Annotated in this window: 24 protein-coding genes; 15 read left to right on the top strand and 9 right to left on the bottom strand. The window is 63.4% G+C overall.

All coding sequences use genetic code 11. The features are described from left to right. The first annotated feature begins 32 nt into the window (after positions 1-32). The 3 genes from AOT83_RS25910 to AOT83_RS25920 are packed head-to-tail and all read left to right on the top strand — an operon-like array spanning position 33 to position 1302. Positions 33-485: a VOC family protein gene (locus AOT83_RS25910; RefSeq protein WP_057963464.1), complete on the top strand. Its 453-nt coding sequence runs from the start codon at positions 33-35 to the stop codon at positions 483-485. After that, positions 482-829 (top strand): metalloregulator ArsR/SmtB family transcription factor, encoded by a 348-nt coding sequence (locus tag AOT83_RS25915; protein WP_057963465.1) that lies wholly within the window; start codon positions 482-484, stop codon positions 827-829. The genes AOT83_RS25910 and AOT83_RS25915 overlap by 4 nt, the downstream gene beginning before the upstream one ends. Beyond that, positions 829-1302, top strand: coding sequence for an SRPBCC domain-containing protein (locus AOT83_RS25920; RefSeq protein ID WP_057963466.1), 474 nt, complete (start codon positions 829-831; stop codon positions 1300-1302). The genes AOT83_RS25915 and AOT83_RS25920 overlap by 1 nt, the downstream gene beginning before the upstream one ends. 4 nt (positions 1303-1306) lie before the next feature. Here the strand turns inward: AOT83_RS25920 and AOT83_RS25925 are convergent, their stop codons facing one another. After that, positions 1307-2731: an alpha/beta hydrolase-fold protein gene (locus AOT83_RS25925; protein ID WP_109394408.1), complete on the bottom strand. Its 1425-nt coding sequence runs from the start codon at positions 2729-2731 to the stop codon at positions 1307-1309. A 39-nt stretch (positions 2732-2770) separates the two neighbouring features. On the opposite strand from AOT83_RS25925, the gene AOT83_RS25930 reads away from it, so the two are divergent. After that, on the top strand, positions 2771-3316 hold the full coding sequence (locus AOT83_RS25930) for a hypothetical protein (RefSeq protein ID WP_057963467.1): 546 nt from the start codon (positions 2771-2773) through the stop codon (positions 3314-3316). A gap of 4 nt (positions 3317-3320) precedes the next feature. Here the strand turns inward: AOT83_RS25930 and AOT83_RS25935 are convergent, their stop codons facing one another. The 3 genes from AOT83_RS25935 to AOT83_RS25945 are packed head-to-tail and all read right to left on the bottom strand — an operon-like array spanning position 3321 to position 5489. Beyond that, complete coding sequence (locus tag AOT83_RS25935; RefSeq protein WP_030097917.1) at positions 3321-3884, bottom strand: hypothetical protein; 564 nt, start codon at positions 3882-3884, stop codon at positions 3321-3323. 42 nt (positions 3885-3926) lie between these two features. Then, the gene (locus AOT83_RS25940; protein WP_057963468.1) at positions 3927-4706 is read right to left on the bottom strand and encodes an SGNH/GDSL hydrolase family protein; all 780 of its coding nucleotides are present in this window, start codon (positions 4704-4706) and stop codon (positions 3927-3929) included. Positions 4707-4715: 9 nt separating this feature from the next. Continuing rightward, complete coding sequence (locus AOT83_RS25945) at positions 4716-5489, bottom strand: HAD-IB family hydrolase (protein WP_030097915.1); 774 nt, start codon at positions 5487-5489, stop codon at positions 4716-4718. A gap of 85 nt (positions 5490-5574) precedes the next feature. Here AOT83_RS25945 and AOT83_RS25950 point away from each other — a divergent pair, with 85 nt between their 5' ends. Beyond that, positions 5575-7089: an FAD-binding oxidoreductase gene (locus tag AOT83_RS25950; protein ID WP_234797655.1), complete on the top strand. Its 1515-nt coding sequence runs from the start codon at positions 5575-5577 to the stop codon at positions 7087-7089. Here the strand turns inward: AOT83_RS25950 and AOT83_RS25955 are convergent. The 3 genes from AOT83_RS25955 to AOT83_RS25965 all read right to left on the bottom strand — a co-directional run bounded on the left by AOT83_RS25955 (position 7086) and on the right by AOT83_RS25965 (position 8883). Next, positions 7086-7745 (bottom strand): MBL fold metallo-hydrolase, encoded by a 660-nt coding sequence (locus AOT83_RS25955; protein WP_057963469.1) that lies wholly within the window; start codon positions 7743-7745, stop codon positions 7086-7088. The genes AOT83_RS25950 and AOT83_RS25955 overlap by 4 nt on opposite strands. Positions 7746-7811: 66 nt before the next feature. After that, positions 7812-8267 carry an SRPBCC family protein gene (locus tag AOT83_RS25960; RefSeq protein ID WP_030097913.1) on the bottom strand — a complete coding sequence of 152 codons (456 nt, stop codon included), beginning with the start codon at positions 8265-8267 and terminating at the stop codon, positions 7812-7814. Positions 8268-8295: 28 nt separating this feature from the next. After that, the gene (locus AOT83_RS25965) at positions 8296-8883 is read right to left on the bottom strand and encodes a TetR/AcrR family transcriptional regulator (RefSeq protein WP_057963470.1); all 588 of its coding nucleotides are present in this window, start codon (positions 8881-8883) and stop codon (positions 8296-8298) included. A 104-nt stretch (positions 8884-8987) separates the two neighbouring features. Between AOT83_RS25965 and AOT83_RS25970 the strand changes: the two genes are divergently transcribed. The 6 genes from AOT83_RS25970 to AOT83_RS25995 are packed head-to-tail and all read left to right on the top strand — an operon-like array spanning position 8988 to position 13551. After that, entirely contained in the window at positions 8988-9518 is a 531-nt protein-coding gene (locus AOT83_RS25970) for a DUF4242 domain-containing protein (protein WP_030097911.1), read from the top strand. Next, complete coding sequence (locus tag AOT83_RS25975) at positions 9515-10564, top strand: acyl-CoA dehydrogenase family protein (protein ID WP_057963471.1); 1050 nt, start codon at positions 9515-9517, stop codon at positions 10562-10564. Before AOT83_RS25970 ends, AOT83_RS25975 begins: the two co-directional genes overlap by 4 nt. Next, positions 10540-11271, top strand: a complete 732-nt coding sequence (locus AOT83_RS25980; protein ID WP_057963487.1) for an ABC transporter ATP-binding protein — start codon at positions 10540-10542, stop codon at positions 11269-11271. The genes AOT83_RS25975 and AOT83_RS25980 overlap by 25 nt, the downstream gene beginning before the upstream one ends. Further along, positions 11268-12437 (top strand): ABC transporter substrate-binding protein, encoded by a 1170-nt coding sequence (locus AOT83_RS25985; RefSeq protein WP_057963472.1) that lies wholly within the window; start codon positions 11268-11270, stop codon positions 12435-12437. The genes AOT83_RS25980 and AOT83_RS25985 overlap by 4 nt, the downstream gene beginning before the upstream one ends. A 23-nt stretch (positions 12438-12460) precedes the next feature. Further along, complete coding sequence (locus tag AOT83_RS25990; RefSeq protein ID WP_165592898.1) at positions 12461-13258, top strand: ABC transporter permease; 798 nt, start codon at positions 12461-12463, stop codon at positions 13256-13258. Between the two features lie 41 nt (positions 13259-13299). Further along, positions 13300-13551: a hypothetical protein gene (locus tag AOT83_RS25995; protein WP_057963474.1), complete on the top strand. Its 252-nt coding sequence runs from the start codon at positions 13300-13302 to the stop codon at positions 13549-13551. Here the strand turns inward: AOT83_RS25995 and AOT83_RS26000 are convergent, their stop codons facing one another. Next, a complete protein-coding gene (locus AOT83_RS26000; protein ID WP_057963475.1) occupies positions 13552-14202 on the bottom strand; it encodes an enoyl-CoA hydratase-related protein in 651 nt (216 codons plus the stop codon). It lies immediately after the preceding gene. Then, a complete protein-coding gene (locus AOT83_RS26005; protein WP_057963476.1) occupies positions 14199-14861 on the bottom strand; it encodes a TetR/AcrR family transcriptional regulator in 663 nt (220 codons plus the stop codon). Before AOT83_RS26005 ends, AOT83_RS26000 begins: the two co-directional genes overlap by 4 nt. Before the next feature lie 126 nt (positions 14862-14987). On the opposite strand from AOT83_RS26005, the gene AOT83_RS26010 reads away from it, so the two are divergent. The 4 genes from AOT83_RS26010 to AOT83_RS26025 all read left to right on the top strand — a co-directional run. After that, entirely contained in the window at positions 14988-16361 is a 1374-nt protein-coding gene (locus AOT83_RS26010) for a cytochrome P450 (RefSeq protein WP_234797656.1), read from the top strand. Between the two features lie 10 nt (positions 16362-16371). Next, a complete protein-coding gene (locus AOT83_RS27165) occupies positions 16372-17097 on the top strand; it encodes a TetR/AcrR family transcriptional regulator (protein WP_078284688.1) in 726 nt (241 codons plus the stop codon). Positions 17098-17099: 2 nt separating this feature from the next. Further along, positions 17100-17837 carry a hypothetical protein gene (locus AOT83_RS26020; RefSeq protein WP_232784734.1) on the top strand — a complete coding sequence of 246 codons (738 nt, stop codon included), beginning with the start codon at positions 17100-17102 and terminating at the stop codon, positions 17835-17837. A gap of 114 nt (positions 17838-17951) precedes the next feature. Next, positions 17952-19208 (top strand): cytochrome bc complex cytochrome b subunit (locus tag AOT83_RS26025; RefSeq protein ID WP_057963490.1); only part of this gene is annotated, 1257 nt, incomplete at its 3' end.

The following is a 19208-nucleotide window of genomic DNA, read 5'->3' on the forward strand; positions in this document are numbered from 1 at the left end:
CAGATATTCAACGCAAGCGTTAAATATCAACTATGAGCACACGCCCTAGTTTGGCCTCGGCGGTCGTCTATCAAGACCCGGCGGCAGCACTTGACTGGCTGGAGAAGGCCTTTGGTTTTGAACGATCCATGGTCATCACCGACAACGACGGCAAGATTGAGCATTCCGAGATGCGCTTCGGGGACGGTTACCTCATGGTCGGATCCGAGTGGGACTCCAGCGTCGCCAGCCCAAAGAGCGTGGGCGGTAGGTGTACCCAGACGATTCACGTGCAGATCGACAGCGAGATCGACACGCATTGCGAGCGGGCGGAGGCCGCCGGCGCGAAAATTCTCATGCGCCCGGCCGACCAGTTCTACGGCGATCGGGTGTACCGCGCTCAGGATCCCGAGGGGCACGTCTGGACCTTCGGGCAGTCGGTGCGGGCCGTGTCGCGTGAGGACGCCGAGAAGGCCAGCGGTCTGAACATCGAGGGCTGGGTTTGACCCGGCCCTCGCCGCAACTCGCGAGCATTGATCGCACGCTGACTGCACTTGCCGATCCCAATCGGCGAAGAATCGTTGAGGTGCTGCGGGATCAACCGCGTCGTGCAGGGGAGCTGGCGCAAGCCGTTGGCCTGAGTCCCGCAGCGCTCAGCAGGCATCTGCGGACCCTCAAGGCCAGCGAGCTGGTCGAGGAGTCGCACCCGGAGTTCGACGCGCGTGTACGCATCTACACCCTGCGGCCCGCGCCTATGGCAGAACTGAAGGGTTGGCTCGACGAGATCGAGAAGCTCTGGGCTACCCAGCTTTTGGCATTCAAGGAGCACGTCGAACGCGAGCCGGTCTGATGACGTCACGAGTGCTGGTATCGCTGCGCGTGGGCGCTACGCCGGCACGTGCATTCGACGTGTTCGTCAATGACATCGGAATGTGGTGGCGGCCCAACACGCTGTTCCGATTCACCAGGCAACGGAGGGGAACTCTCGCGATAGAACCGGTGCTCGGGGGCCGCTTCGTCGAGTCGTACCCGGACGGCACCGAGTTCGAAATAGGCAGGGTCACCATGTGGGAACCGGGCAGCAGGCTGGGATTCACCTGGCGCCAGGACAGTTTCACCGGGGATCAGATAACGACCGTCGAGGTGAGGTTCGAGCCGGTTGACGACGAGACCCGGGTGACGGTGGAACATCTCGGCTGGGAGTCCGTGCCGCAGGATCACGTTGCACGCCATACGTTTCCCGATGGGCTGTTCTTGCGGCGCCACGGCGAATGGTGGCAGGACCTTCTGGAATCGCTGCGTGCCCGGGTCGGTGCGTCGTAGAGCGTTAGGAGCTTCCCGGGGTGTGCAGCTGTGCCGCCAGCCACGGCAATGCGTCGGAAAATGTCCGGCTGGCGAACTGCCAGGTGTGCCCGCTGATCATCTGGTGGATGGTGCAGGAGATCTGTACCTGCTGAGCCGCTGCGCACAGATCCGCGGCGGCACCTTCTCGGTCATCATCGGTCACGTCATCATGCCCGCCGATGCCCGTGGGCGTGTCGGCCGTGGGCCGCCTTGCGCCACTGGGTTTCTTGCTGTCCGCAGGTGGTATCGCATCCTCGAACCATCCGGTCACACCGGTGTACGGCCCGTGCTTTGCCATGACGGTGCGCGGGTCGAAGGCGTCCCATCGGGCGGCGTCGCCGCCGTATAGCCGCTCAATGGTCTGCTGTTTGGTTCCGGCGGTGGGTCCGTGGTCGCCGGCGATGTCGACGAAGGTGGAGAACAAATCCGGGTGCATGACTGTCAGGTCGATAGCGCAGGTACCGCCCATCGACCACCCGACCACGGCCCAGTTGGCTGGATCGGGCGATCCGTCGAACTCCGAAACCACATAGGGGCGAACATCTTCGGTGAGGTGGTCGGCGGCGTTGCCGCGTGGCCCGTTGACGCATTCGGTGTCGTTGTTGAAACTTCCCGCGACGTCCACGAAGACGAATATCGGCGCCTGTCCGCCGTGTGTCTTGGCGTATTCGTCGATCATCTGGGTGGCGTTGCCCGTGCGAATCCAGTCGGCGGGAGTGTTGAACTCGCCGGCGATCATCATCACCACCGGCAGCCTTGGCGGGGTATCGCCGGCGAACCAGGCCGGCGGGAGATAGACGTACTCACCCCGGTGTTTGAATCCGCTGGCATCTGCGGGGATGTCCACTTGTACGAGCTTGCCGGTGTCGGGCTTCGAGTTACGCAGACCCGCAAGGTCACTCATATCGACCTCGTTGGGAAGCGGTCCCGCGGACACCGCACCCCAGGCCGCCTGCACAGTGGGGTAGTAGCCCACCCAGGTGTTAAGTGCGACGAGTGCCGCGAGCAGCGTCACCGGAATGGCCACCACCGATACGCCACGGCGCCACCATTGCGCACTGGGGAAGCCGATCACGGCGATCGCGACCGAGGTGACGAAAACACCGATCCAAATCCATAGTCTGAAAGGCGCCGGATCGGACGCCAACCCTTCGGAGTTCATGTAAATCCATGCCGCCAAGGCGCCCAACGCTCCGACCGCTACGCTCACGGGCACCCACAGGAGGCGCCACCGGCGGGTGCGCCATCCGATGACCACCACCAATGCCACGACCGCCAGCACCTGAACGGCGATCGGAAACCAGCCGCCGAGCGCGGAGATCCCATGGTTGTACTGGTGGAAGTCATTGGCGGGCAACTGAGGGATAGGGGTCGGCGCCGGAGCGGGCGTCGGCGTAGTCGGTGGCACGCTGACATTGTGATGAGGTTTCCTGGGAGGAAGCTGGACATGACCCAGAGTTATCTGTCGGACGAGACGATTGCGGCGCTGTCAACAGCCGAGCGCAGGGACCTCATTCAGCGACTGGAACGCCCGCTCAGCGAGGTGGCACCGCCGAACCTGGCCAGGTTTCGTGCACTGCGACTCGGATTGATGATCGGCGGCGCGCTCGCGCTGATTCCCTGGATCACCTACCTTGCGTTCACGCTGCCGGAAAACTATGTGGCGCAGCGATGGACGGCGACATGGGTGGGTTTCGACATCCTGCTGGTGACGTTCATGCTGGCCACCGCGGTACTTGGCCTGCTGCGCCGTCAGCTACTTGTGCTGACGGCCTTCACCACCGGTGTGCTCTTGGTCTGCGACGCCTGGTTCGACGTGATGACGGCCGGACCGAGCGAGGTGCGGTGGGCGATCTTGACAGCGGTTCTGGCTGAGTTACCGGTGGCCGTGGTGATGATCCGGGGCGCGTTGCTCATCACGCGATTGACGATGACGCGCCTGATGGTCATCGATCCAGGAGTGCCGCTCTGGCGGGTGCCACTGCTGCCCTAGCCGCTCACCAGCAGTGCGCGAACCCATCGCAGTACTGCGGGAACCGGTCCACGGGTACGTCGAGCGGCTTGACGAACTGCAGGCTGAAGGGCTTCTTGGTCATCCCGGGCTGGCCACCGCACACGGCGCTGTGGATGCTGGTGTGCACTCCGGTCAGGGTTTCGTCGTTGAAGACGTACTTCTCCTGAGTGGGTGCGAAGGTTCCATCGGGGCAGGTCATGCCTTGCGGCCGCGCGTGCAGGAATGTCCATTGGTCATCGACCAGCTTGGCCGGGATGGAGTAGTTCTGGAGTCGGTCGTTGTGTTTGAGGATGTCGGGCGTCGCGCTGATGACGGTGAGGGTGCATCCGTCGGCCTGGATGGTGGGGTCGGTGTAGTCGGACTGGATGCGTGTGCCGGATGCCTGCACACACACCGCGGACATCGTCCAGGAGACCTCGCCGGCACCTTCCTCGATCATTCGGTAGGTCCCATCCGCCGGAGGCGCCACGGCCGAGGCCGGGCCGGCGAATCCGATTCCGATCGCCATGGCGACGACGGGGATCATCAGCAGGGAAGGTGTGCGCACGGGTCAAGTATCGCAATGCGATGGACCGCTCACACCGCAACCTCAGTGATTAGACGCGCCGTCCAATAGCGCCACGACCAGATCGGCCACCGCGGTCATACCGTCTTCGTTGGGGTGAAGCGGTGCCGGACGCCCTGGCCACGGGAATCCGGGGCGGTTCGTCCAGGGCTGCGGTGACCATGCGTGATGTCCGGCGCTGGCCGCCGATGCGCGGATGATGTCGCAGCCGGCGGCGTGGGCCGCGTGCGCGGTGACCGCCGCCAGTTCCGTGGCAATACGGCGCCCGTTGTCAGCCTCGGCCCGGGTGTACGGCGGCGCCGGCTCGTTTTCAGGCGGTAGCAGCGTCAGGTAGTCGATGAAGATCACGCGTGCGCGCGGTGCGCGAGTGCGTACCTGCTCACCCACCGCGCGCAGGGAATCACCCACGACCGCCAGCGCCGCGTCCTGCTTACCGGTGTCGAGCAAGCCGGCCAACCCGCTTCCGACGACCGGCAGCGCACGCAGGATGCGCGGTAGGCGCGCGGCGATCAGAAACGGCACGTAACCGACGTCGTTGCCGCCGATCGTGATCGTCACCAACTCCTCGGTGCCATCGAGTACCCCGATCTGAGGTGCGGCGGCGTGCTGTGCGTCGGTCAGGATATGCGCCGTGGTCGCCCCCGAGTAGGTGACGTCTACCAGCTGATATCCCTTGCGTTCAGCGATTTGGTGCGGATAGTTGCGTGCCGAACGCCCGGCAAGCCGGGGCGAGCCCGGTACACGCGGCGGGATACCCGGCCCCGACGCCATAGAACTGCCCAATGCCACATAACGTCCCGCCATGGACCAAGCCTATCGGCGAGCCAGCCTGGTGAATTTGCGCAGCGACGAACTCACTCCACGTGGCCTCGGATCGTCCAACCGCAAGATCGGCCAACCCTGCTCGGCCGCCACGGTGGCAAGCCGGCCACGCGGGTTGACCGGGCAGGGCTCGCCGACGAGAGACATCAGATCGATGTCTTCCTCTCCGTCGGCATAGAAGTAACTCCGTTGCAAGTCAACATCATTGGACTCGCAGAAGCGCGCGACCGCGGTTGCCTTGTTGCGGCCCCACACGATGGGCTTGCGTATATCGCCGGTGAGCAGTCCGTTGTCGTCGAGGTCGAAGTGGTTGCACAGCACATGGGCTATCCCGAGGTGGCGCGCCACTGGTTCGGCATGAATGGTCAGCGCCGAGGAACTCAGCACCACGGTGTGGCCCTGCTCCTGATGTGCTCTCACGCGCTCAGACATCTGTGGATAGATCATCGAGGCATTGTGCTGGTGGAAGATTCGTTCGCCGACGGCTTCGAGCTCGGCCAACGAGTCGCCGCGCAGGTATCCGGCGGCGCGCACCACCAAACGCTCGAATTCCATGCGGCCCAGCTTGTACCGGAAGGTGGCCTCCAGAACTCCGAGGACCTCACCGACACTCGCCTGACCACGGCGCATCCGATCACGGGCGTGAGCCGTCGGGGTGAATCCGGCCACCAGGGTGCCGTCCAGGTCGAAGAAGGCTCCCACCTGCGGTCCAGCGGGGCGCAACGCTATATCGGCGACCGGGTCGGGTGCCGAACTCACCGTCATGTGGGCCAATCTACCGTTGTGCGGCACGTGTACCCGCCGTAGGCGACAAGATGGGGTATCCACCCGATCGTGACCGACAGGAGCAGTGTTGGACCCCCAACCGCATCGCACGCAAACTCCTGCGCTGGTCACCAGGCGTGCGGTGCTGTCCGCGGGGGCGATCGTGGCGCTCGGCGCCGCGTCTATCGCCGGATGCTCACCGGCACACCCCAAGGATCGACTCGCGGCTTCTGGATGGGAAGACCTGCGCCGCAGGATGTCCGGAACACTCACGTTGCGTGGCGAGAACGGGTTTGATGCGGCAGCGCGGACGTTCAATCCTCTTTTCGACACGAATCATCCAGCTGCGGTTGCCTTCTGCGCCTCCGAGCAGGATGTGGCGTGCTGCGTGGAGTTCACATCAGGTGCTGGGATCCCGATCGCGGCACGCAGCGGTGGTCACAGCTTTGCCGGCTATTGCGTTCCGAATGACGGACTGGTGGTCGATCTCGGGCGTATGGCAACGGTCTCGATGACCGGGACGCGGGCAAAGGTCGGGTCGGGGGCGCGTCTGATAGATGTCTATGCGGCTGTCTCCGGGGCCGGCCGGATGCTTGCCGGCGGTTCCTGTCCCACCGTGGGTATCGCGGGATTGACCCTCGGCGGCGGGGTAGGGGTTCTCACTCGTAGGTTCGGGCTGACCTGCGACCAACTGGCATCCGCCAGGGTGGTTACCGCGGATGGTGCGATCCGAGACCTGTCGTCGGAATCCGAGTCCGACCTGTTCTGGGCCATTCGCGGGGGTGGCGGCGGAAACTTCTGCATTGCAACGGAGTTCACCTTTGACACCGCCGAAGCTAGCGAGCTTACGGTGTTCACGCTCGATTACGCGCCGGGGGAGCTGGCTACGATCATGCGCCGGTGGCTGGCGTTCATGGACGATGCGCCGGACGAACTGTGGACGACGCTGCACGCCGTGGGCGGCGCTACTCCGCATGGCCGGATCGTGGGCTGCATCGCCACAACGGACGATCCACGGGCACTCGTAGACGGTCTCCGCGCCGCGATCGGCATCAATCCATCCGATCGATTCGTCGCCGACATGGCCTATATCGACGCCATGAAGTTCATGGGTGGGTGCTCAACACTGACTGTGGCCCAGTGTCATCCGTCGTGGGATGGAGTAGGTACCGGTCAACTGCAACGCGAGGCGTTTGTGGCATCCTCCAGGATGATCCCGCACGCTGCGGTCGACACCGCCGCAATAGAGATGATCCTCGTGGGCACGCCGGGGCTGACGTTCATTCTGGATAGCCTGGGCGGTGCAGTCAGCCGAATTCCCGCTGCCGCCACTGCCTTCCCGCATCGAACGGCCCTCGCCTCCCTCCAGATCTATCATGGGGTCGGCGCCGATCCGTCGGCTGCGTATCGCCGCGTGGACGAGGCACGGAACCGGCTCGGCGAGATCTGCGGTACCGCCGCGTACGTGAACTACATCGATCCGCGTTTACCCGATTGGGCCGCAGCGTATTACGGAGATAATCTGCCGAGGCTGCGACAGATCGCCGCGACCTACGATCCCGACGGGATCTTCGGGTTCACCCAGGCGGTACGCCCTTAGTCGCGCTGTAGGCTCTGCCGGGCCTGTGCGATGAGTTCTCCCCACCGGCCCGGCGTGAGCTCATACACGGCGGTGTCCCCGCCGTACGCGCTGGAGATGACGACATTCGGGACGGTGTCTGCCAGCAGGTCCAGGCTCGCCGATAGCTCGTCGGCACTCCCGCGACCGGGGACCAGGAAGGTGGACCACGATCCGGCCTCGGTCGGGAACACGGTGTCCCCGGTGAAGAGGTATTTCTCACCATCGGCACCGGTTACCAGATAGCTTGTACTGCCGACGGAATGACCCGGTGTCGGTATCACTTCGACGCCATTTTCGTCCACCTGACGCTGTGTTGTCGGGACATCGATGTCGGTGTGTGTGCTGATCTCACCTTCCTCACGGGCGGATGCGTGCAGTTTCGATCCGAATCGCTGCTTCACGACGGCGAGCATGGGTCCTGCCTCGTCCTGGTGGGAAAGGTACTGATGGGCGACTCCGCCCAATTCGGCAATTGCCTCGAAGTCGGCCTCGGTGGCGGGGCTGTAGAACAACACGTTTCCTTCGGGGCGGACCCACAGGTAGGCGTGAGTGGTCAGCCCGGGGAAGGGGTTGTCCGTTCGTGTCTCCCACAGGTCTGATCGAATCTGGCGCACATTCGATGTCTTCGTTGTCATCACCCCAGTGTTCAATCTCAAGTGAACTTGAGGTCAAGGGGTAATACGGCGCTGCGTCAGCCTGGGCTACGCGCCCGATTCGGCGAGCGCGCCTAGCCTGTCCACCGACGCTTGTAGCCGTTCGGGCGTGGTGAGACGAGCCCGGGGCAGTCTGTTCTCATCGGTGAGATTCGTCCAGTCATACGTGTGCGTCACCCGAGTGCGGCTGCCATCGCCGACCGGCTCCAGTTCCCATCGCCAGAGATGGCCCGGTGGCTGCTTGCCCACTTCTGACGGTAGCCATGCGATCAGGCGCGCCTCGTCGAACTCCACGATGCGGTTTTCCCGGATGTGGGTATTGGTCAGTGTCATCACGAACACGTCACCCACGGCATGAACCCGTTGGCCCGGGGCCGCCTCGGCGAGGTTCTCGTTGCCGTCCCATTCTCGCTGCCGTGCCGGGTCAGCGATGAGTTCGAAGAGCACCGCCGCCGGCGCATCTATTACGCGGCTCGCCGAGACCACTCGGACATCCTCAGTCATACAGCCCATCCAACCAGAATCCTGCCGCCTAGCCGATCAACTCACGAGTGATTTTGCGCGCCAGCGTTATCGGTGCAACTGATTTCTCGATCTTCGAGGCGGTCAGTGCACCGTCGTAGAGCAGTTGTACCTGCCGGGTGAGATTGTCGGGGCGCGATATCCCTGCCTCGCGCAGCAGCGCGGTCACGGTTGCACGGAACCACTCACGATGCCTTCGCACCGGTTCCCACTCCGTTCCGGGGAACTCGGTAGCGGCATTGGCGTACAGACAGCCGCGGAAGTTCCTCGCCTTCGCGGCGGCGGTCGCGAGATCGAAGAACGTCAGCACCTTCGCTTTGGGATTGCGTTGCGCCGCCACCGCGGCATTCCAGCGGTTGCGATCACGCTGATCCAATTCTTCGAGGTAGGCAACGATGAGCGCGTCCTTTGATCCGTAGCTGCTGTACAGACTCGCCTTGGCAACCCCCGCCTCGCGCAGTATTTGGTCAATTCCCACAGCGCGAATGCCCTGCGTCGCAAAGAGATCTGCGGCAGTGCGAAGCAGCCGTTCGGACGGCGCGAGCACACGGGTGGCCGAGGCGGTGTCGCGGTCCGGAGGTGCTGTCGTGGAACTCATGAAAGCAGGGTAACCCAATGAACCTTCATAGACAGACCTGTCTGTTCATGAAACCGTCACGGGGTCGCACATCGAAGTCGTCCACCGAAGTTAGGAACAGTGCCGTGACGCTGCATCTCTACGAAATCGCCCTTGGCCCTGCTGATAACACCGATGCCACACAACTGCTCAAGGAGATCGACGGGCGGGTGCATAGCGACGGCGGTGAATTGATCGAAGCTCAGGTGACACGTGAGGCCCGCCGGATCTTCGTCATCGCCGAGTTTCATGGTGAGGCCTCGCGGTTGGACTCCGATGCGCTGCGCGTGGACTCGGTCTCCGGGCCGCACTCGGTACGGCTGGTCGGCGCCGATCTTGGCCAGCTGAAGTCCGTGCGGCCGGTAGCCGGATATCTCGTGGAATGGGATCTGCCCGCGGACCTGGACATGCAGACGTACCTGGCGCGCAAGAAGGCCAAGGCGCCCAAGTACGCCGATGTGCCCGAAGTCAGCTTTCTGCGCACGTATGTGCGTGAAGACATGGACAAGTGCCTGTGCTTCTACGACGCTCCTGATGAAGAGGCGGTGCTCCGCGCGCGCAAGGCCGTTGACACCCCCGTCGACAGACTGCACGGGCTTGGAGATATCTCGCTATGACGGCCGCCGTGGCCAGGGACATCGAGGCGGCGTTGGAACGCGTCGGCGATGCGGTGTCGGCCCGGGCATCAGCTCTTGACTCCAATGAGACCGATGTCCGAACAGACATTCGCGCTCTGGGTGCGGAAAGCCTGTTCGATGCGGGTCTGACCGGCGTAGACCTGGCGCCCATGGTGCGGGTGATCGAACGGGTTGCCACGAGCAGTCTGGCTGTGGGTTTCTCGGCATGGGCACATCGCATGACCATCGAGTATGTGAGCCTGGCTCCGGAAGCTCTGCGCGCTGAGCACCTGCCCGGGCTCAGGGCGGGGCTCCGCCCAGGCGTCACCGCGATGGCTGCCGGCCTCAAACAGGTTGCGGGGCTGGGGGAGGTGCCGCTGCGCGCGACACCGCATCGGGACGGACTACGCATCACCGGCCCGATTCGATGGGCTTCCAATGTCTTCCCCGACGCGCTGGTGGTGCTACCCGCATGTGGGGCGGACGGCACTACCTTCGTCGTCGCGGTCGATGTCAGCACGGATGGGATACGCATCGAGCGACCACCGAATCTGATGGCGCTGTCGGCCACGGCCTCCACATCTCTGCAGCTGAACGATGTGTATGTCCCAGCCGAGAACGTGATCAGCACTGACCTGCCTCGCTTCGTCGCGCGCATCCGACCGGCCTTCCTCCTGCTTCAGAGTGCCTTCTGTGCCGGGGTCGGCGGCGCGGCTCTTCTCAGCGCGCGATCGGCGCGTGGCGTGCTCGCCGCCCAGTTCACCATCGAACTCGACGAGCTTGCACAGCGCAATCACACACTGCGAGAACGTCTCTACGCCTTTGCGACCGCACCATCGGAGCCGAGTACCGCCGATCTCCTTCGACTCCGGCTCGAGGCGGCCGCCCTCGCCGGACAGGCATCGCGCCTGGAGCTCACCGTCGCCGGCGGTGCCGGCTACGCACTGGGAACCGCGGCGAACCGGCGGTTCCGCGAAGCCGCCTTTCTCCCCATTCAGTCACCCTCGGAAGGACAACTGCGGTGGGAACTGACGCAGTACGAATAGCGAACGGCTCCAAGTATTTCGGCACAGCAGTGGCGCTGCGCGAGGTCGATGTCCACGTGACTTCCGGTGAGTTCCTGGCCGTGCTGGGTCCCAGTGGAAGTGGTAAGTCCACCCTGTTGCGCGTGCTGGCGGGTCTGGAAGACCTCAGTGCTGGGACCGTCGTCTGGACATCGGACGGTGAGCACCGCCCCCGGACGGGTGTGGTTTTCCAAAATGCGTTGCTGATGCCCTGGTTGACCGTCGCCGAGAACATCGTCTTCGCCAAGCGATTCGGGCGGCACCGCAGCGGATTTGACGATTCCTACGTGCAGGCCCTGGTCGATCATTTCGGGCTCCGAAGGCTCTCCGATCGATATCCCGATCAATTGTCCGGGGGACAGGCTCAGCGTGTGTCGATTCTGCGTGCGGTGGCCACTCGGCCGAAGTTGTTGCTCCTCGATGAACCCTTCAGCGCGCTCGACCCGGTGACGCGGGCAGACCTGCAGTCCTGGCTGGCGGCGCTGGCCGCCGAGTTGGCCGTCACCGTCATCCTGGTGACCCATGACGTCGATGAAGCCCTGGCACTTGCGCACCGGGTGGTTCTTCTGGGTAACAACGGGCGGATACGTCAGCAGTGGTCGCTGGACGATCACTCCGCGGGGGAGCGTGATCGGATACGGCGGGAAATCCTCGCCCAGTACCAACCGGCAGAGACGGGATCTGAGTGAGCAGCATCGTCTCGCGCCGCGCCGTTCTGGCAGGAGCCGCTGGAATAACCACCGCAGCGGGACTTTTCGGTGGCGCCGGGTTGATTCGCGCCGCGGCCTCAGACGCTTCGAACATCAGTGGCCAATTGCGCATCGGGTATCTCCCGATCACCGACGCGGCACCGCTGCTGCTGGCCCACTCCGCGGGGATGTATCCGGACGGCACGGTCAGCGCGGCCAAGCCGGTACTGTTTCGCAGCTGGGCTGCCTTGGCGGAGGCCTTCATGGCACGGCAGATCGATGTCGCACACCTGCTTATGCCCATGGCCATCCAGCTCCGTCAGGCCTACGGGCATGGCGTACGGGTGCTCGGGTGGAATCACACCAACGGCTCGGCACTCACCGTGGCGCCGGACATCCAACATCTGGAGGATCTTGCGGGGACCCAGGTGGCCATCCCATTCTGGTGGTCGATACACAACATCGTGTTGCAGGAGCTATTGCGCGGCCATGGGTTGCGGCCGGTGATCCGGAGCGCCGCTTCGCGAACCCGGCGCACGGTCGAGCTCGTGGTGATGAGCCCCTCCGACATGGTTCCGGCGCTGGCCAATCGATCCATCGGGGGATACGTCGTCGCCGACCCGTTCAACGCCATCGCGCAGATCAAGAAGATCGGACGGATTCACACGTTTCTGGGCGATGTCTGGCGCGACCATGCCTGCTGCGTCCTGGTCACCCGCGACGATGTGATCGCGGGTCGCGCCTCGGCGGTGCAGGGTGTCACCGACGCTGTGGTGGCTGCCCAGCTGCGGATCGATGCCGACCGCAAGTCGGCCGCCGGCGTGCTCGGTGGCGGAAAGTACCTACCGCAGCCCGTGCCCGCGGTACAGACTGCGCTGACCTATCCGAATCCGCCGTATCCGCTGAAGCATCCGGATTGGCACCCACAACGCCTGGGCTTTCAGCCGTTCCCGTATCGGGGCTTTACGCAGCGGTTGGTCGAGGCGATGCACGACACCGTCGTCGATGGTGATCGTGGATTCCTGGATCGGCTAGACCCGGCCAGGGTGCATGACGATCTCGTCGATGACACCTTCGTTCGCAATGCGATCAATTCACATGGGGGACCGCAAGCCTTCGGCATCGCAACCGATTTCACTCGAACGGAAGAGGTACAGGCATTGTGAGCATCATCGAACGCACCCCTGCCATCACCGCGGACAGCGCAGCCGCGCTTCGCAAGCCGCAGTTGTTTCCCCGGATCTGGCCGCCGGCCCTGGCGATCGCGTCGAGCATCGGACTGTGGTGGATCGCAAGTTCGATACTCAGCCAACCACATTCGCTACTGCGGCAGACAGCGCCGGATAAGGCATTGCCCGCGGTGATCGACCTGCTGAACCGTGGCGTACTGCTTCAAGACATTGGATTCAGCCTGTGGCGACTGCTGATCGGGCTGTGCCTGGCCGCCGTGATCGGCATTCCGGCGGGTCTGCTACTCGGGATCAGCACCACCGCCGAACGTGCCGCACGTCCCGTAATCCAGTTCTTGCGGATGATTTCGCCGTTGTCGTGGACGCCGATCGCGTTGGCGGTCTTCGGGATTGGCAGCCAACCGGTCATCTTTCTCATCGCCGCGGCGGCGGTGTGGCCTATCCTCATCAACACCACAGCCGGCGTGCACGAGGTCGAGCCCGGATACCGGGACGTGGCGAAGTCATTCCATGCCACCCGCATCGAGTTGCTCACCGCGGTGATACTTCCGGCCATACGTGGTCACATTCAGACCGGAGTGCGCATCGCTCTGGGCATCGCTTGGGTGGTTCTGGTTCCCGCCGAAATGCTGGGGGTGCGATCAGGTTTGGGCTATCAGATCCTCAACGCGCGCGATCAGCTCGCCTATGACCAGGTGGTGGCGGTCATTCTCGTCATCGGAGTGCTCGGATATATCCTGGATCTACTGGCCCGGCGGGTGCTGGCGCCGAGGTTTCGCGCACCTCATCGCGGGTAGGCTCACACGAGCCGTGCTACCCGATACCGGAGGTGGTTCACATGAACATGCTCGCCCGCCGACTCATGATCGTCGCTGCCGGAACGCTGTTTCCACTGGCTGCCGTGTCCGGCATCGCGCCAACGATCGGCTCAGCAGACCCCATCGTGCCCAACTGTCCGGACGGCTGGTGGGACCCAGTGGCGAACACCTGCCGACCGGCAATCGCCACAACCCCGTTGAGCTGTGATAACGGTTGGTGGTGGGACCCGGTGGGCAACGTGTGCCGCCCACCGGTCATCCCTCCGCAGTAATCAGGCCACGAGCGCCGCGGTGGTCGCGGCGAACATCGTCGCCTTGATGGCGCCCAGGGTCCCGCTGTCCTTGCCTGCCAGCGGCTTCACCAGATCGATTGCACTGTCTAGAACCTCGCCCTCGGAGGCGGCGCGATCCGCCAGGCCGGCTGCGACGGCGGCATCTCCGCCATAGCGATGCCCCGTGGTCATGGCGGTGACCGCGGTCTGCGGAGTCACCTTCGCCTGAATAAGGCTCGCCATCCCGGGAGTGAACGGGATGTGGATGTCGATCTCCGGGAAGCATAGGTATCCCCGGTCAGATCGCATCACTCGGTAGTCGTGAGCGACGGCAAGCATCGCGCCGGCCCCGAAGGCGTGCCCATTGACGGCGGCGGCAGTGGGCAGCGGAAAGGTGAGGACCCTGTTGAACAAGGCCTGTACCCGTCCGACGTACCAGTCGGCGCGATCTCCATTGGCCATAAGCCAATCCAGATCTAGCCCGTTCGTATAGAACTTGCCGGTTCCCACGGTCACCAAGGCCTGGGCGCTCCCGAGAGCGTCATCGAGGAGGCCGTTGACGGTATCTAGCCAGTCGGGGGAGAAGCGGTTCTCATCCAGTCCCAGATTGAGAACCGCGATCGCATCCCGTGTTTCGAGGGTAGGGGTCATGGCGTGTTTCCTTTCATGTTGGCGCCCTGCATTTTTGGGCGTACCGGGGGTGGATCAAGAGCGAGGATGGCGCGCACGGCGGCCTCCAGGCGCAAGCGTGTCGCCGCGTCGGGCGGGCGGCGTCCCCGCAGCAGCAGACCGGTGGGCAATCCCACGACGCAGTCCTCGATGACCTGCACCGCGCGGCCGTCCTCACGGCCCCACAGTGCTCGCGCCAGCCGAACGAACAGCGCGACGAGAACGGAGTCAACGCTCGCCATGGCCTCCGCGACATCACCGGGAACATCGGGGCCCAGCAGGTCCTCGCGCCGCACGGCCAGCACCAGTCGTGAGGACTCGGGGAAGCGTTCCGCGAAGGCAACGGGGGTGTCTGCCGCCGCGACGACGGCGTTCACCGCGGCGATATCGACGGGCCCGTCCGCCCCGAACGCCGCGTCGACGACATCGCGCTGCATATCGAGAAATCTCTCGGCCGCGCGCAGCCAAGCCCGCCCGACCATCCCGCCACGGGATCCGAAGGCATGGTAGATCGCGCCATTGGACACCCCGGTCACCTGCGACACCGCCCGGACAGTCACCGCGGCCGGACCATCGACTACCGCGATGCGCTCAGTGGCATCGAGCAGATCGTCGACGGAGTGAATACGCGGGCGGGGCACATACGGAGAATAACAGAGCGCCTGCTCCATTACTTTCCCGCCTTGCAAATAGAGAAACAGGATGTACTCTCATCTATGAGAAACAGGCTGTTTCTGATTGTGCGAAAACCCCGGAGAGGCGTTGAGGTGACGACAGATCTACAGGTCGGACCAGCGGAGACCGATACGGCGCGCATACCGGGGCTGCCGAATCCGCGCGGCCTGAAGGGCCTGCTTGGCGCGTTGTATGGAGCGGGCTACCTCGCCGGAGGCGAGCGGCTCCTGCGGCCCGTTCTCAGACACTTCGGGCCGGCGATGAAGGCCACTGTCGTCGGTTTCGGGGATATCGTCGTCGTCTCCGAGCCCGGGTTGGCCAAGCAGGTGCTGACGGCGCCGCCGGATGTTCTGCTGGGCGGCAAGGGAGTGGGTCCGGCCGAAGCGATCTATGGGCCCGGGTCGATGTTCGTCCAGGAGGAACCGGAGCATCTGCGGCGACGAAAGTTGTTGATACCGCCGCTGCACGGTTCAGCCTTGAATGGCTACGTCCCCGTGATCGAGCGCGCCACCGAGAAGGCGATGCGATCGTGGCCGATTGACCGCCCATTCCGGATGCTGGATGCCGCAAGACATCTGATGCTTGACGTCATCGTCAAGGTCATCTTCGGCGTCGACGATCCCGTCGAGGTTCGTCGTCTTGGCGGCCCATTCGAGCGCCTACTGGATCTTGGCGTTTCCGAACAGGTGACACTGCGTTACGCATTTCGCCGAGCAGGCGCACTCCGGTGGTGGCCGGAGTTGACGAAGGTGAATCACGACATCGACGACACGGTCCGATCATTGATCCGCAAGCGACGCGCAGACCCACAGCTGGGGAAGCAGAACGATGTCCTTGCCGTACTGATGCGGGCCACCGACGAGAACGGCAACGGACTGTCGGACAGCGAAATTCGGGACGATCTGATCACCCTGATGTTGGCTGGTCATGAGACCACCGCCACCACTCTTGCCTGGCTCATGGACCTGCTGCTGCACCATCCCGAGTGTCTGGCCCGCGTGCGTGCCGAAGCAATCAATGGCGATACGACATACACCACGGCGGTGATCCATGAGGCTCTGCGGCTGCGGCCCCCGGTGCCGTTCACCGGCCGTTACGTCGCCGAGCAGTTCCGCTTGGGAGGTCACACCATTGCGCCCGGTACACACATCGTGGTCCATATCAACGCGCTGAACCATCATCCCGGAAGCTACGCGGAGCCGGATGCTTTCAAGCCCGAACGGTTCCTGGACACCAGACCGCCGACCTATGCCTGGTTGCCATTCGGCGGCGGAATCAAGCGATGCGTCGGGGCAAACTTCTCCATGCTTGAGCTGCAGACTGTGCTGCATTCGATGCTGCGCAATGGCGAGTTCCGCTCCGCTTCCCAGAGACAAGAACGAGTGGTGAGGCGCTCGGTGGTCTTGGTGCCCAAGAGGGGAACACGGGTATTCTTCCACCCCAATCCGCAGACTTCCAGCGTCTAACGTCATCGGCATGGACAAGACCAGCGCCAGGGTGCCCTCACCAATCTTGGACCTGTTGACAGCGGGCGTGCCGCGACAGCTGCCGCGGCATCGTCACCAGCTGTCCCGTCAGGACGTCCTCGGCGCCCAGCGCGCCCGAATCTCCGCAGCGGCAATCGAACTGTTCGCGGAAAGCGGTTACGCGGCAACGACAGTCCTACATATCGCCCAAAAGGCGGGTGTATCACGCAAGACGTTCTACGAGTTGTATCCAACCAAAGAGGCGGTCTTCCTCGACGCCTATCAGACGCTCGGTGCGCTGTTGACGAAGCTCGGACTGGGCACCGCCTCGCAACAGCATCCCACCAGTCTTGATCACGTGCGTGATTCGACACGGAAACTCCTAGAAACGATGGGCGCCAACGGGTCTGCGACGCAGATGTTCTACCTCGAGGCCCTCGGCGCGGGGCCCCGCGTGCGCGCACGCCGCAACGAGGCGATCGATGAGTTCGTCGATGCCGTCGCCCCCGGCTTCCGGGAGTTGCGCGCACACCTAGACCCAGAACTTCCGGCATTGAGCCGACGGCTATGCCACCTCATCGTCGCCGCCAGCATCGAGCTAATCACCGAATTCCTGGCTGATCATGACCCCAGTCAATTGCCGGACCTCACTGATGATCTCACCGAAATTATACGTGCCATCGCTATCCCGAATCATCCGATAACAAACACGACCGCAGCACACCGAGAGGATTAACAGTGCCCAGCAGCTATGCCGATGCGCTTCGCAGGAACCCCAAAGTCGTTGATGTGATAGCTATTCTGGGCGCACTAGCCGTTATCGCGGTGACATTCATGGCGCTGTCGATTTTTCCGGACGCCTCCAACCAAGGCGACGTGCGAAACTTCTATGACAGCTGGTCGCCGTGGATACTCCTTGGACTTGTGGCCTTCACCGCATTCTTCTTCGCGCAGGTCTGGTCGCTCGGGTGGCTCACCGCCGTGATCCGGCGCGCCGAGGGAGAGGGGCCCTATGCGTGGATAACCTTTGGTGCAGAACTGATGTTCATGACGGTCTTCAACGTGGAAATCGGGGTCTGGGCCACCGCGCATCTTTTGGCCGACCGAATCGGTGACGAAGCTCTTTATGTGCTTCATGTCGCGGGATTCGTGATCGCGGCACCGGTGGCCTGCGCCGGCATGGCATACTTCGCCGCCATCATCGGCCTGCAGAGGGCAACGAAGATGTTTCCGTCGTACCTCGTCACTATCGCCGCACTGGCGATCCTCGGAAACCTGTGTGCCATCGGGGGACTGTTCACGGTTTCGGGCCCTCTCAACGCGGCCAGCGGTGTGATCGCTATCGGTGGTCCCATGGTGGCCTGGTCCCTGTGGTACGGCGCACTGCCGGGCTGGTACGTCCGCTATCAATCACTGCCCGACGCCCGCTCCACCCGGGGCGAGACCGCGCACGAGAACGTGCGTATCCCACGGTAGCCCCGGCGCTCGGGATGACGATTCGCGAAATGAATCGCCACACCTACTACCGCAAGTAGTAACTACGTACTACTCTCCGTAGTAGGCACAAAGTCTCTTCCCGAGGGAGCAGCTATGGGTCAAGCAACGGAGCTTGCCAATGCGATCGACTCGCGCTATCGCGCGTCATCGGGCCTACGAAGACAGATGAATAAGGTCTTCCCGACGCACTGGTCATTCCTGCTGGGGGAGATCGCGCTGTACAGCTTTGTGGTGCTCCTGATTTCGGGCATCTACCTGGCGCTGTTCTTCGACCCATCGATGGCCGAGGTCACCTACAACGGCGTCTACATACCGCTACGCGGTATGCAGATGTCCAAGGCCTACGAAAGCTCGTTGAATCTGAGCTTCGAGGTTCGCGGTGGCCTGTTCGTGCGCCAGATCCATCATTGGGCGGCTTTGATGTTCGCGGCCTCGATCGTCGTACACCTGGCCCGCATCTTTTTCACCGGGGCATTTCGCCGCCCGCGGGAGGCCAACTGGGTCGTCGGATCACTGCTGCTGATCCTGGCCATGGCAGAGGGGTTCGCGGGCTATTCGCTGCCCGATGATCTGTTGTCCGGCACCGGACTTCGTGTGGTCACGCAGGGCATGATGTCGCTGCCGATCGTCGGTACCTGGATGCATTGGGCGTTGTTCGGCGGCGACTTCCCCGGAAACATCGTGCTGCCAAGACTTTACGTTCTGCATGTGCTACTCGTTCCCGCCATCATGATCGCGCTCATCGGCGTGCACCTGGCACTTGTGTGGTATCAGAAGCACACGCAATTTCCCGGCCCACGGCGCACTGAGACCAATGTTGTTGGGGTAAGGATTGTTCCGGTGTTCGCCCTGAAATCTGGCGCATTCTTCGCCATCGTCACGGCAGTTCTCGCTCTCATGGGCGGGCTACTGCAGATCAACCCAGTGTGGCTGCTGGGCCCCTACAAGCCATCGCAGGTAGCGGCCGGATCACCGCCCGACATCTACCTGATGTGGACGGACGGCCTGCTGCGGCTCGTCCCGGATTGGGAGCTGTACATCTTCGGCCACACCGTTCCCGCCGTGCTGTGGGGAGTGCTGGGCATAATGCTCGCGTTCGTGGTGATCGTGGCCTGGCCATTCATCGAGAGACGCTTCACCGGCGACGATGCGCATCACAACCTGCTGCAGCGTCCGCGTGACGCTCCGGTCCGCACCGCCATCGGGGCAGCTGGCTTTTCGCTCTACATCTTGCTCACCCTGTCGTGCATCAACGACATCATCGCGTTGAAGTTCCATATCTCGCTGAACGCGACGACGTGGATCGGCCGTATCGGCATGGTCATCTTGCCGATCGTCGTGTACTACCTG

It is taken from the genome of Mycobacteroides sp. H001 (assembly GCF_001440005.1).
Lineage (GTDB): Bacteria > Actinomycetota > Actinomycetes > Mycobacteriales > Mycobacteriaceae > Mycobacterium > Mycobacterium gwanakae.

Bases quoted from the DNA above. Each gene is read 5' to 3' on its own strand.
- AOT83_RS25955 (WP_057963469.1), bottom strand. From the start codon at position 7,745: ATGACAACGAAGACATCGAATGTGCGCCAGATTCGATCAGACCTGTGG.
- AOT83_RS25960 (WP_030097913.1), bottom strand. From the start codon at position 8,267: ATGACTGAGGATGTCCGAGTGGTCTCGGCGAGCCGCGTAATAGATGCG.
- AOT83_RS27165 (WP_078284688.1), top strand. From the start codon at position 16,372: ATGGACAAGACCAGCGCCAGGGTGCCCTCACCAATCTTGGACCTGTTG.
- AOT83_RS25975 (WP_057963471.1), top strand. From the start codon at position 9,515: ATGACGGCCGCCGTGGCCAGGGACATCGAGGCGGCGTTGGAACGCGTC.
- AOT83_RS25965 (WP_057963470.1), bottom strand. From the start codon at position 8,883: ATGAGTTCCACGACAGCACCTCCGGACCGCGACACCGCCTCGGCCACC.
- AOT83_RS25995 (WP_057963474.1), top strand. From the start codon at position 13,300: ATGAACATGCTCGCCCGCCGACTCATGATCGTCGCTGCCGGAACGCTG.
- AOT83_RS25940 (WP_057963468.1), bottom strand. From the start codon at position 4,706: ATGGCGGGACGTTATGTGGCATTGGGCAGTTCTATGGCGTCGGGGCCG.
- AOT83_RS25930 (WP_057963467.1), top strand. From the start codon at position 2,771: ATGACCCAGAGTTATCTGTCGGACGAGACGATTGCGGCGCTGTCAACA.
- AOT83_RS25945 (WP_030097915.1), bottom strand. From the start codon at position 5,489: ATGACGGTGAGTTCGGCACCCGACCCGGTCGCCGATATAGCGTTGCGC.
- AOT83_RS25920 (WP_057963466.1), top strand. From the start codon at position 829: ATGACGTCACGAGTGCTGGTATCGCTGCGCGTGGGCGCTACGCCGGCA.
- AOT83_RS25910 (WP_057963464.1), top strand. From the start codon at position 33: ATGAGCACACGCCCTAGTTTGGCCTCGGCGGTCGTCTATCAAGACCCG.
- AOT83_RS26000 (WP_057963475.1), bottom strand. From the start codon at position 14,202: ATGACCCCTACCCTCGAAACACGGGATGCGATCGCGGTTCTCAATCTG.